Here is an 11,554-nt window from a genome sequence, read left to right on the forward strand (position 1 = left end):
AGCGCGACACAGGCCTTTACCCATCCTTCCTTACCGTAACGAAAACCGCCCCGATAAACAATGCAACCAATAAAATCGAACTGATCAGATCGATTGTCCGCCCTGAACTAACTGAAACCGGATCAAATTTGAACGTGATCGTGTGCTTGCCCGCCGGGACACGCAGGGCTCGGAGAACGTAGTTGGCCCGAAGGAGTGGTGCGGGTTGATCGTCAATGGTTACTTTCCAATCATCGCGGACGTTATAATAAATTTCAGAAAAAACGGCCAGTTGCTCGCCCTTGGCGTTGCTTTCGTACACCAGTTCATTTGGTTTGTAGCTGGTGAGTGTAATGGCGTTGGCGCTGTCAGGCCGGATAGTCAGTCCTTCCAACGCTGTGGCGAAACGCTTGTCCACAACCGCAGTACGACGCGGTTGAATGGTATCCAAAGCACTCATCTCGGCGTCGGCGTCAGGGACGATCTTGTAATCGTCTACGAACCAGGCATGGCCCAGGGCGTCAGGATTCTGCTGTACGGCGGGGTTGCCTTGCTGGTCGCGCGTAAGAATGTACTTGGTGTTAAGCATATTCAGGATACCGGGGTTGGGGTTCGCCTTGGCGATCTGCCGCTCAATGAGTTCCTGATAGCGGCGCAACTTGGCTCCGTGATAACCACCGATGGATTTGTGAAAATACGAGGCCTCGGCGTTGTTGAATGTGTTACGTACCACATCAAGTACCCGGTAGTTAGGGTCGGGGTCTTGCAGGATTTGCTGGTCGGCGGGCGAAGGCGAAAGCTGAGCCTGCGCAGCCTGTTTACTCACGAAGTCGTCGTTGTTGAGGTAGCGCTTGCTGATGCCGAACATATCGATGATGACCAATAGCAGCAGGGACGGATATAGCACGGCGGCTTTAATTTTTTCTTTCATCCAGAGCCAGATTAGTCCGGCGGCCAGGAGAATGAAGAGCGCAGAGCGCAGAGCGTCGCCCCGCATCATGCCGGCGCGGTCCTGCACAATTGCATTCATAATATCCTGCGCAAATGCCGGATTCTGACTGCTTTGCGCCAGACTCTCGACAAACTGTGGGTCGTTTTCTCCGCGAAAACTAAAAAACAAAGTGGGCATGACCGCCAGAACCAGGCAAAGCCCCGCCGTCAGCCCCAGGGTAATGAGGAATGGCCGGGAAATTTCCTCAAAAGTGTACTTGCGTTGCACAATATTCCTCAGGGCAGCTACCGCCAGCACAATAATGAGCAAGTGCGCCAGTGACAACACCATCGTGACCGCCCGGAACTTGTTAAACATCGGGAAATAGTCGAAAAACAGGTAGTTGAGCCCCGCAAAGTTTTTTCCCCACGCCCATACGATGTAAAGGACTGTTACCCCCGCTACCCACCATTTTATTGGGCCTTTGACAATAAATAACCCCAGAATAAAGAGAAAGAAAACAATGGCCCCTGCATAAGCTGGCCCCCCCGTGCTGTACTGCGTTCCCCAATATAGCGGCAGTGCCTGCACAAAGTTGGCCGCATTGGCCGCGTCTACGCCACGGTTCACCAGGATTTTGTAGGTTTCGGATTTGCTGTCGAGCGCGCCTTGTGAAGGGCCACCGTAGAGGTTCGGAATAAGTAGTGTGAGCGTTTCGACGACACCGTAGCTGTATTGAAAGGCATATTCTTTGTCCAGACCATCCTGCTCGGGGGATGCCGCAGCATTCGTTTCTGCTAACGGACTGAGTTCCGACTTCCCGCGAATGGTTTCCTTCGTGTAGTCGTAGGCATTCCAAAGGCGGGTAGAGTGTGTACCCAGTGCTACGAGCCCGCCGATTCCTAAGCCCGCCAGTATAAGTACCAGCTGCGGAATGCGCCCAGCTTTAAAGTAGGAGACACTTTCCAAAACTACCAGGACGACTAAGCCAATGCCCAGGTAGTAGGTGATCTGTATATGGTTGGCGTAGAGTTCAAGTCCCAGAAATAGTGCCATGACCGCCGACCCGACCAGCCAGTTTTTGCGGAAAGCCAACAATACGCCTGCGATGACACCCGGTGCGTAGGCAAGCGCCAGAATTTTGGAGACGTGGCCCGCTTCCAGACTCGTAGTAAGGTAAGAGCCGAATGCGTAGGCAATGGCCCCAAAAGCCGCCAGCCACAAATTGGCTCCCAACACCAGTAAAAGCAGGTAGGCGGAAACCATCGTAATCAGGAAGTAATTGGCTGGGGCCGGAAGTATTTGATTGGCCAGACGGCCCAGAGTCGTGGAAATACTGGTAGGATAATTGCCGGCAATCAGATAGGTGGGCATCCCCCCGAACATGCTGTTGGTCCACGAAGACCATTCACCCGTTTTTTTCTCGTATTCAAAAACTTCGCGGGCTGCACCGCTCGCCTGCACGTCGTCATATTGATTCAGGCGCTTGCCATTCAGAACGGGAGAGGAGTAGCTCAGGGATAAAATGGCAAAGCCAACAATGACTGCCAGATGCGGCCAGATACGCTGCCAGGTGAAGGTTTTTTTCATCGATTATTGGATTCTGCCGGACAGCCACCAAGCGGCTGCCAAAGCTAACTGGGTACGTTAAATTTTGATTAACTGTCCACAAATATAGAAGGAATGGTGTATGTTTGAACTACCATCGGCGGAACGGCCGTTGAACTTTTTAATCTGAAAAGGCTTAATTCTTGAGCCATTTATATAAATTACCCAATAAATTTGCGGCTTTCGATCGAAAGTGAAGAATTTTTCACCACTCCTCACACACATCATACAATAGCAACAACCCGATCAACCTACATGAAAAGAATTGCAGTATTTACCTCCGGTGGCGACGCACCTGGCATGAACGCGTGCATCAGGGCCGTCGTACGGGGAGCCGTTTACCACGGAATTGAAGTTTTTGGCATAAGAAAAGGATATAGTGGCATGATTGCCGGAGATATGTACGAAATGTCTTCGCACTCAGTCAGTAATATAGTTCAACGAGGGGGTACTATCCTCAAATCTGCCCGCAGTAAGGAGTTTATGACCATTGAAGGCCGGGAGAAAGCCCACAAGGCGCTCGTGGAAAATGGCATAGAAGGTCTGGTGGCAATTGGTGGGAACGGTACATTCACCGGAGCCATGATTTTTGAGCGGGAGTTCGGAATCCCTACGGTAGGGGCACCCGGCACAATCGATAATGATCTTTACGGCACCGATTACACCATAGGATTTGATACCGCAGTCAATACCGCTTTGGATGCCATCGACCGAATCCGGGATACGGCAAGCTCACACGACCGGGTGTTTTTTATTGAAGTGATGGGCCGCGACTCGGGCTACATCGCCATCCAGTCAGGCATAGCAGGTGGGGCTGAGGTTGTGATGGTCCCGGAAGTACTTACGCCGCTCTCAACCGTTGTGGACACCCTTCGGCAGGGCTGGAGTCGCTCCAAATCTTCATCCATTGTGGTGGTTTCCGAGGGCGAAGAAGAGGGGAACGCCACCGAAATAGCCAATAAAATCAAGGCGCAGGTCAATGTGGATGTAGATATCAGGGTTACGACGCTCGGGCACATTCAGCGCGGCGGTTCGCCTTCGGCCCGCGACCGCATCCTGGCGAGCCGCTTGGGACTCGGCGCTTTGGAAGGCTTAATGGCCGGACAGAAAAACGTGATGGCTGGAATCATCAATGACGATCTGGTATACACGCCTTTTGAAGACACGATCCGGCTACCTAAGCCCATCAACGAAGATATGCTCAGGATGGTGAAGATATTGAGTATCTAACAGTATCCCATCATCCTATAAGTAACGTACCCGACCCATTCGCGCCATAGCAGGTGAGCGTAACCGAATACCTCGGGGTCGGGCCGGATGATGTCGCGCAGGCGGGGCAGCAGTTCGATGCCGTAGATATCGGTAGGGAAGGTGTCAACTTTCAGCCCGACTTTGGTAAAGCAGCCAACAGCCCGCCGCAAGTGGAATGAGGAGGTAATAAGCAGGTACTTTCCATCAGGAAACCGACTTTGCAGCACCTCTGCGGAGAAAAGGGCATTTTGTCTGGTATTTAGTGACTTGTTTTCCAGAATAATGTCATTCTCCGGTATGCCCCACTTCTTCAGGAGCAGGGCTGACTGATAACCGTCGTCGCGCTTGATCATCACTGCTTGAGTACCGCCGCCGCTGATGAGAATTTTTTTTATTTTACCTGCTTTGTACAGCAGAAAAGCCTGCAGAAGCCGATCGGCGTGTTTGCCCAGGCCTGGATGGTCGATACTCGCATTGGCCATGCGAACCATCCCCCCCGTCAGGACGACGCCCACCTCGTAGCCCGGTGGTACTTCGGTGAGGTCCTTGGGTGGATATTCCCACCATTGGAAAGCCTTGGTGACCAGGTATGTATTGCAAAGGACAAAGAATGAAAGCAGGACGAAAAGGATGGTGCGGCGGGAGTTGGTTCGGTTTTTGGTCAGGTAGGCATAAACCAGCAGGAAAAACAGAATGCCTACGGGCATTAGGATGAAATCAATAGTCTTGGACAGAAAGAAGAACATTCGGGTACGAGGGGAAGGTTTGTATCGTTTTGAAAGTAGATTTGCCAAAAACAAGATTGACCGAAAGGATAAAAGTATGAAAAAAGGACTATTAGCAGTGATGGGCGCAGTGCTGTTGACTTTCTTTTCCGGAGAGTCGGCCATAGCGCAGGGCTACCGGATCGAAGCCAACCTAAAAGGACTACAGGATACGACGGCCATTCTTGGACACTACAAGTACAATGGTCAGCAGTTCATAGCCAAAGACACGGCTCGCTCTGATGCCAACGGGCTCATGGTGTTCGAAGGAAAAGAAAACCTGCCGGGTGGCTTGTACCTCATCCTGCTCCCGGGCCAGCAAAAGCTCGTGCAACTGGTGTATTCCGGTAAGGAAACTGATTTTTCCTTGCAAACCGACACCAGCAGCATTGTAAAAAGCATGGTTGTTAAAGGTTCTGAGGAAAACCAAATATTCTATGAATACCAACAGGAGCTTGGCAAAATCATGGAAGAAAGCAATGCGCTTAATCTTGAAAAAAAGCTAAAATCTGACCAAGTGAGTGCTGCATTGGTCAATAAGAAGCTCAATGATCTGCAGCAGAAATTTACCGACTACCAGAAGAAGTTCTTTGAGGATCACGCCGACACTTTCACTGCTAAGCTTTTCAAGGTGACGATGGAACCCGAAGTTCCGCCTGCGCCTCTGCTGGCCAATGGTCGTAAAGATTCGGTGTGGGTTTTTAACTACTACAAAAATCATTTCTGGGATAATTTCGACTTCGCCGACGAGCGCCTGTTACGGACGCCGTTTCTGCAGCCCAAGTTGGAGCGCTACGTAAAAGAGCTGATCGTGCAGGTCCCCGACTCGGTCAATAAAGACGCCGACGCGCTGATTCAGAAAGCCGCTAAAGCGGGAAACAAAGAGCTGAAATCGCAGATCGTCTACTACATTACGAGTGAATACGAAAATCCCAAAGTGGTGGGAACCGAGGGGGTTTTCGTTCATATGGCCGAAAAATACTACCTCTCTGGTCAAATGGAGGTATCGGAAGATGCCGTAAAGCGCATTGGTGAGCGGGTTGCCAGCATGAAGCCCCTGTTGGTGAATCAGGTCATTCCTAACCTGACGCTGTCGGATCCCGACAAAAAGCCGGTCAGTATTCATGGCATCAAGGCAGATTACACGGTTCTGTTCTTTTACTCCCCCACCTGTGGCCATTGTAAGGACGCAGCCCCGAAGTTGAAGGAGTTTTATGACACCAATAAGGCGAAAGGAGCCAAGGTGCTGACCATTGCAACCGACCAAAGCCCCGAAGACTGGAAGAAGTTCATTAAGGACTACAAGCTCGAGGAACTGTCGAACGGCTTTGATTATACGTATAAACACGACTTTCGCACGGAATACGATGTCTATACAACGCCCACGATTTACGTTTTGGATAAAAACAAAAAGATCATTGCCCGCAAGATGCCCATCGAGCAGCTGGACGATTTCTTTAATTTTTACCTGCGGAATCAGGAAGCCAAAAGTACCGCAGCGAATTAGCTATCGGCTACCGACTTTTTGGCATTGAAATCATCGTCGGCAGTTTGGCAAAATCAAGTACTGATCCGAAAATCCCCAGTAGCGAATCGCATCTCAAAGTCGATCGGGGTGTCCTGTGGCGGCCGACCGCCGAAAGCCGACCGCCAGTCTTAATACTTTTCATAAAAGCTCCGAAGCTTACTCGTCAGTCGGTTATAAATGGGCTTGCTGAACTCCACGAAAAGGTCTTGTGGCTGCGGCGGATTGGTTTCGCGCGATTTAGTCATACGTAGTTGAGCCGCATCGAGCGCGCGCTCATCGCCGTTGTAGCTACCCCATTCCGAAACCCAGGTGTACTCGCCCGGAAATTTGTCCTGAAATACGATTTTCTTCGTGTTGAAATCCTGAATCTGCATATCCAGGAGGCCGCGCGATACGACCGTCTTGCGGTTGCGGCTCAACTTGGCTTTCACCTTGCCGTATACCGGTACTTTTTTGCCATCTACGGTCACCTCACCTGTCTTTACGCTATCCTTGCTGGTGACTTCCTCAGTGTTCCTTTCCACGAGCGTCTGGCCTACTACAAAGTCGTCGAACTGTAAGGTGACAACATGATCGGGTTTCACCTGGTCAGCCGTAGCTTCCTGAGGCGTATAAAAACGCACAAACTTGTTCAGACGCCGGTTGGTTTGCAGAAATTCGTTGATGCGCTCCTGAAAATATGCATTGCTCAACTGGTAGGCGCGGGATGTCACCAACACCTGCTCCACAACTACCTTGAAAGATGCTGCTTCGTAGGCCTCATCCAACTTTTGCGTCGCGCCCTGGTAGTTGGGTACCATTTCGTTGGCTATTTCAAAGTTTTCAAAAGCAATTCGTGCGTTTTCGCGTCCGCCTTTACTAAGAGCGCTTTGCCCGGCTTCGTAGCGGGCGGAGGCGGCCATGTCGCGGGCATTGCGCTCCTGGTCGAAGTAGCTTCGTGCCGTGACCAGGCGGGCGCAGGCGGCGCAATTCTGAATGGCGTTGTAGAGGGTGTTCAGCTTCGTGTAAGTCGCCGCGGCGCGTTCGTGGCGGAAAGGGTCAGAGGAGTTTTCGTTCCGTCGCAAATCATCCTGGTGCTGCTGAACGGCCAGGGGGTAGGCCTCTTTCAATATTTCAGCCGAAGACGACCTGGCATTGTCATCTACCTTGGGTATGGCTAGCAGCACCGACTGATCGTAATCACCGCGTTTCAGGGATTTTTTTGCAGACTTACAACTTTGAAGTCCTTCAACTACGCTCAGGATGACAAAGAAGGAAAGGAATAGGGAGAGTAATCTTTTCATGGCGGAGAGGGGCTTTACTGGAATTTACCGGCAAAATAGGGCTGATGGACTACAAAGACAAGGGAGAAGGGGCAGAAGTTAGTGTGTGGTAAGTCTGGCAGAGAATTGAGCAATCAGACATCTCTCATTATTTTACCACTGGTCATTTATTAAATTTTAAATGAGTTCAGAACCTAACTTTGCGGTATGATTTATACCATCGGAATTTTCATTTCCTTTTTTCTGGCTGCTCTCATTCTGACGAAAAAGGGCAGCGACAGAAGATGCGACAACAAAATGTATAGCAGCGCATGCTATGGGTTATGGAGTAGATGTACCCTATAAAGGGGAATGCAAAAAATAAAGTCCTTTTGGAAAAGCGAATGATAAAACAATGCCCTGTACAGGACATCACGAATTAGCAGCATGCCGTTACCAAACTACCCAAAAAACTTTCGGATCAAGATAATGATGACATTCAACAAAAGGCTGAATAGAATCATGGTGGTAATGGGAAAATAGAAGCGGGAGTTTTCCCTCTCAATACGGATATCACCCGGCAGTCGCCCGATCCAGTGCAGCTTGTCATGCAGGAAGTAGATCGCAATGCCGATGAAGACGATGGCCATGCCTAGTACGATGATGTATTTACCGGTCGAGGAGGTCATTGTATTTTACTATGTTTTGCCACTCAGAAAAAGCTCAATCCACGAGCCAAATGCGGTCGGCCTCAAAGCCCTGCTCTTTCCATTCCACCAATACCCGCTGACTGTCAAGGGTGTTGACCTTCATGCCTACATAGTCAGGATCAATTGGTAAATCGCGGTTGTAGCGTCGGTCTATGAGCACCAGCAACTCCACGCATTCGGGACGGCCAAAGGCGGTCATGGCGTCGAGGGCAGCGCGCACCATGCGGCCAGTAGCTACCACATCGTCAATTAGAATCACATTCTTGTTCTCGATCAAAAACGGTACCTGTGTTTTACTGGGGACGATGGGAGAGTCGCGCCGCCGGAAATCGTCGCGGTAAAAACTGGCATCGATGTAGCCTAACGGAATCACTTCACCTGTACGCTCGCGTAACTCGGCCGTCACGCGCTCGGCCAGATGAATGCCGCGAGGCTGCAGTCCGAGTACCACCGAACGTGAAAAGTCGCGGTGGTTTTCGATTAGTTGCTGACAAAGCCGGCTAACCATGATTTCAAGCAAAGGGCTGCTGAGAATGAGGCGTTTTTGGGACATTGATTTAGTGGATAACGGATAGTGGATAATGGGTAATGCGGGTTTTTCATTATCCATTATCCACTACCAACTATCAATTCAATTAAGTTTGTGGCTAAATTAAAGTCTTAACCACGACTTTCCGAAACATTTTATGAAATACCTTATTGCCGGGCTGGGAAACATAGGCCCTGAGTATGCGCTCACTCGTCACAACATTGGATTCATGGTATTGGATCGGCTGGCTGCACAGCATGATTTCAAGTTTTCATTCGAGCGGCTCGCCTACACAGCCGAATGGAAACACAAAGGGCGGCACATCCATTTTATCAAGCCGACCACTTACATGAATCTGAGTGGTAAAGCGATCCGCTATTACATGGATGCTCACAAAATTCCGGTTGAAAACGTACTGGTTGTGGTAGATGAACTGCAACTTGACTTCGGTACACTGCGACTTAAGCCTAAGGGATCGCACGGTGGACACAACGGATTACGCAACATCGAGGAGGTACTGGGGACCGCACAGTATCCGCGCCTCCGTTTTGGAGTAGGTAACGATTTCCCACGTGGACGGCAGGTAGACTACGTCCTTGCCCCGTTTTCCAATCCCGAAATGGACGAACTTCCGGCGATTCTGGATCGGGCGGGCGATATGGTTTTGTCTTTTTGCACTTTGGGGCTACAACAAACCATGAATATATTCAACCAATGATTGTACTATATAAAGAATTTTGCATTTTTTGAAGACAGTATCAAATAGGCCATAATTCAGAAGATAATTTTATGTTATTTGGGATTTTAACTAAAACAAGTCAAAAATTAGGTTTTGAGGGCTAGATGAGAAATAACATACCAAATAATATTTTGTGATGTACCTACATCTAATTTGGTAATATCGAACTATACAAGGACCTTTGTGCGTTCACAACATGAAAATAAAAATAGCACAAAACAATGAATAGTTCAAAAATTAGTTTTATCTTTGCCGGAGTATTGGGAGTAATACTCAGCGCAAGTCCAGTTGATAGTTTCTCATACAATACGAATGCTGATACCAGCGCCAAGGCACAATTGTTGCACAAAGGAACCGAAGTCCAGTTTTCGTCGTACATTCAGGAGAACCTGACACGGTTTAGCAAGAAGGATGAGTGGAAAACAGTAGAAAAAATTGTGACCACATACAGTCAGTCACCGTCTAAGCTACTCAGTTCGTCCGTTGCAGACCAACAAGCCTTTACGGTTGCTGCAAAGACACTGGCCAAAAAACTCAACCGTCAGAAAGACGAGAAAGCCGAACAGTGGTCTCGCAATCTGACCAAGACGGTCAACAATATTCAGGTTATCTGGAATTTTGACCTTGACAGTCTGACACCAAAAGCAATTGAAACGCCGCTTTACGTGGCTCCGGCCGATGTAAAGTCAGCCATCTAAAATAAAAAGTACTGAAGTACTGAAAGATAATAAAGGTTAAGGGTTTAGGAATAGTCAGCATAGAGCCACTCCAATTGGAGTGGCTCTATCTTTTTACAGGTTCCGCCCATACTTCTACCCGCCGGTTCTGGCGGCGGGATACTTCTGAGTTATTACTAGCCAGCGGGCGCGTCGGTCCGTAGCCCTTAGTTTCCACCCGATCAACGTCAATGCCTTTACCGATCAGATAATCCCGGGCTATTACTGCCCGCTGCTGTGAGAGGCTTATGTTTTTATCAAAATCTCCCACATTATCGGTATGGCCCAATAGTCTGAATTTTAAATCAGTACGCTCTCTGATGAAATTTGTCAGCGTATCCAAAGCCGAACGGGCTTCACTGGTAAGGCTGGAGTCGCTTTGGGAAAAAGGCAGTGTCGAAATTGGTTTATCAAAATTCTCCTCCCGCAAATTCATGAGCGTTTTGGTTTCGCCACCGCCGGCTTGCGGAGTCACCACGATGCTCTTTGCCTCGAAGCCCGGGCTCAAAGCGGTGATCCGGTAAGTCTCGAGCGGTCGCAGCTGGAACCGATAACTACCGTCGATGGCTTTGGAACGGGCGATAATCGAGTCGCTGGTAGAGCGGCGCACAAGTACATCCACGTCCGCAAGGCGATCCAGGGTACGACCATTGAACACTTTGCCCGAGACTTCCACGGGTTCAACCGCAGGCATTGCTTTCACCACGACCCTTTCCAGCATATTGCCTTCGGGTTTGGGAGGTGGTACTTCGCGCGGCTGTGATACACGAGGCTTCTCCGAAATTGTCCGGGCCAGCCGCTTAAAGCTCTGTTGCACGAATATGGGCGTCATTACCCGGTCGTAAAGGCGGATAAGGGCCACGGCCCCCGGACTGGCCTCATTCTTTGCGACCAAATCATCCTGGAAAAAGTTGAGTACCTGCTCCTGCCCCAGCACGGCCTCATCGCCGGGATCAATGAATTCCACCTTCGATTCGCCATCCACGTACATCTTGATAAGGTGGGTCTCGGCGTCGCGTGAAAAAACGTAGTGCACGTATTCTTTGGGTTTTACAGGGGCTTTCTCGCCGGTGGCGAAATTGAAGAAATTGAGGCGTCCTTCGTATATGTAGCAGCCATTGTCCGACTTGCGGTTCTTGAAGTCAAGTACCCGCTTCCAGCTTTCAAGTTCGTCCAGACGAAAATAAATCTCCACGGTGTAGGAGCCGCTCATCAGGTTGAAGCCCTCCTGGTTGTTGAACTGCAAACCCGAATTGGCCTCGAACTGATACACCGTTCGCTTCTGCTTGCCTAGTTCGGGCAATACTTCTTCGATGTACTTGCCTTCAGTCCCAAGAATATGGAGTTCCGGGGCGCTATCGGAGTAGCTTTTCAGACCGTCGCTGAAATCGTAAGTATATACCTTCTGAGCATTGGTTTTAATTAAAAAACAACCACAAAGAAGTAAGCAAATCAAAAGTCCTCGCCGCACAGAAACCATAAGCCAAAAATAGGGTAAATAGCCTGCAATGGGAATATGTCGCAGAATTTATTCGTAAATTAAAGTTTTTAACGACTG

10 protein-coding genes are annotated in these 11,554 nt (G+C 49.6%); 4 read left to right on the forward strand and 6 right to left on the reverse strand.

Features of this window, described 5'->3' with window-relative positions; all coding sequences use genetic code 11:
• Positions 1–16: 16 nt before the first annotated feature.
• On the reverse strand, positions 17–2,500 hold the full coding sequence (locus IE117_RS14200) for a glycosyltransferase family protein (RefSeq protein WP_189565089.1): 2,484 nt from the start codon (positions 2,498–2,500) through the stop codon (positions 17–19).
• A 273-nt stretch (positions 2,501–2,773) separates the two neighbouring features.
• Here IE117_RS14200 and pfkA point away from each other — a divergent pair, with 273 nt between their 5' ends.
• Positions 2,774–3,748 (forward strand): 6-phosphofructokinase, encoded by a 975-nt coding sequence (gene pfkA, locus IE117_RS14205; RefSeq protein WP_189565090.1) that lies wholly within the window; start codon positions 2,774–2,776, stop codon positions 3,746–3,748.
• Here the strand turns inward: pfkA and IE117_RS14210 are convergent.
• Positions 3,745–4,515, reverse strand: coding sequence for a YdcF family protein (locus IE117_RS14210; RefSeq protein ID WP_189565091.1), 771 nt, complete (start codon positions 4,513–4,515; stop codon positions 3,745–3,747). The genes pfkA and IE117_RS14210 overlap by 4 nt on opposite strands.
• A gap of 76 nt (positions 4,516–4,591) precedes the next feature.
• Between IE117_RS14210 and IE117_RS14215 the strand changes: the two genes are divergently transcribed.
• Positions 4,592–6,040, forward strand: a complete 1,449-nt coding sequence (locus IE117_RS14215; RefSeq protein WP_189565092.1) for a TlpA family protein disulfide reductase — start codon at positions 4,592–4,594, stop codon at positions 6,038–6,040.
• Between the two features lie 149 nt (positions 6,041–6,189).
• Here IE117_RS14215 and IE117_RS14220 read toward each other — a convergent pair whose 3' ends face one another.
• From IE117_RS14220 to pyrR, 3 genes are all read right to left on the reverse strand, one after another.
• Complete coding sequence (locus IE117_RS14220; RefSeq protein WP_189565093.1) at positions 6,190–7,344, reverse strand: hypothetical protein; 1,155 nt, start codon at positions 7,342–7,344, stop codon at positions 6,190–6,192.
• Between the two features lie 419 nt (positions 7,345–7,763).
• Positions 7,764–7,991, reverse strand: coding sequence for a DUF2905 domain-containing protein (locus tag IE117_RS14225; protein WP_189565094.1), 228 nt, complete (start codon positions 7,989–7,991; stop codon positions 7,764–7,766).
• Between the two features lie 34 nt (positions 7,992–8,025).
• Positions 8,026–8,565: a bifunctional pyr operon transcriptional regulator/uracil phosphoribosyltransferase PyrR gene (pyrR, locus tag IE117_RS14230; protein ID WP_189565095.1), complete on the reverse strand. Its 540-nt coding sequence runs from the start codon at positions 8,563–8,565 to the stop codon at positions 8,026–8,028.
• Positions 8,566–8,698: 133 nt separating this feature from the next.
• On the opposite strand from pyrR, the gene pth reads away from it, so the two are divergent.
• Positions 8,699–9,259: an aminoacyl-tRNA hydrolase gene (pth, locus tag IE117_RS14235; RefSeq protein WP_189565096.1), complete on the forward strand. Its 561-nt coding sequence runs from the start codon at positions 8,699–8,701 to the stop codon at positions 9,257–9,259.
• A gap of 242 nt (positions 9,260–9,501) precedes the next feature.
• Positions 9,502–9,978 (forward strand): hypothetical protein, encoded by a 477-nt coding sequence (locus IE117_RS14240; protein WP_189565097.1) that lies wholly within the window; start codon positions 9,502–9,504, stop codon positions 9,976–9,978.
• Between the two features lie 85 nt (positions 9,979–10,063).
• Here IE117_RS14240 and IE117_RS14245 read toward each other — a convergent pair whose 3' ends face one another.
• Complete coding sequence (locus tag IE117_RS14245; protein WP_189565098.1) at positions 10,064–11,452, reverse strand: OmpA family protein; 1,389 nt, start codon at positions 11,450–11,452, stop codon at positions 10,064–10,066.
• Between the last annotated feature and the right edge of the window lie 102 nt (positions 11,453–11,554).

The organism is Persicitalea jodogahamensis (assembly GCF_014651615.1).
Taxonomy (GTDB): domain Bacteria; phylum Bacteroidota; class Bacteroidia; order Cytophagales; family Spirosomataceae; genus Persicitalea; species Persicitalea jodogahamensis.

Excerpts from the sequence above, each read along its gene's own strand:
- IE117_RS14200 (WP_189565089.1), bottom strand. The coding sequence starts at position 2,500 with ATGAAAAAAACCTTCACCTGGCAGCGTATCTGGCCGCATCTGGCAGTC.
- pfkA (WP_189565090.1), top strand. The coding sequence starts at position 2,774 with ATGAAAAGAATTGCAGTATTTACCTCCGGTGGCGACGCACCTGGCATG.
- IE117_RS14210 (WP_189565091.1), bottom strand. The coding sequence starts at position 4,515 with ATGTTCTTCTTTCTGTCCAAGACTATTGATTTCATCCTAATGCCCGTA.
- IE117_RS14215 (WP_189565092.1), top strand. The coding sequence starts at position 4,592 with ATGAAAAAAGGACTATTAGCAGTGATGGGCGCAGTGCTGTTGACTTTC.
- IE117_RS14220 (WP_189565093.1), bottom strand. The coding sequence starts at position 7,344 with ATGAAAAGATTACTCTCCCTATTCCTTTCCTTCTTTGTCATCCTGAGC.
- IE117_RS14225 (WP_189565094.1), bottom strand. The coding sequence starts at position 7,991 with ATGACCTCCTCGACCGGTAAATACATCATCGTACTAGGCATGGCCATC.
- pyrR (WP_189565095.1), bottom strand. The coding sequence starts at position 8,565 with ATGTCCCAAAAACGCCTCATTCTCAGCAGCCCTTTGCTTGAAATCATG.
- pth (WP_189565096.1), top strand. The coding sequence starts at position 8,699 with ATGAAATACCTTATTGCCGGGCTGGGAAACATAGGCCCTGAGTATGCG.
- IE117_RS14240 (WP_189565097.1), top strand. The coding sequence starts at position 9,502 with ATGAATAGTTCAAAAATTAGTTTTATCTTTGCCGGAGTATTGGGAGTA.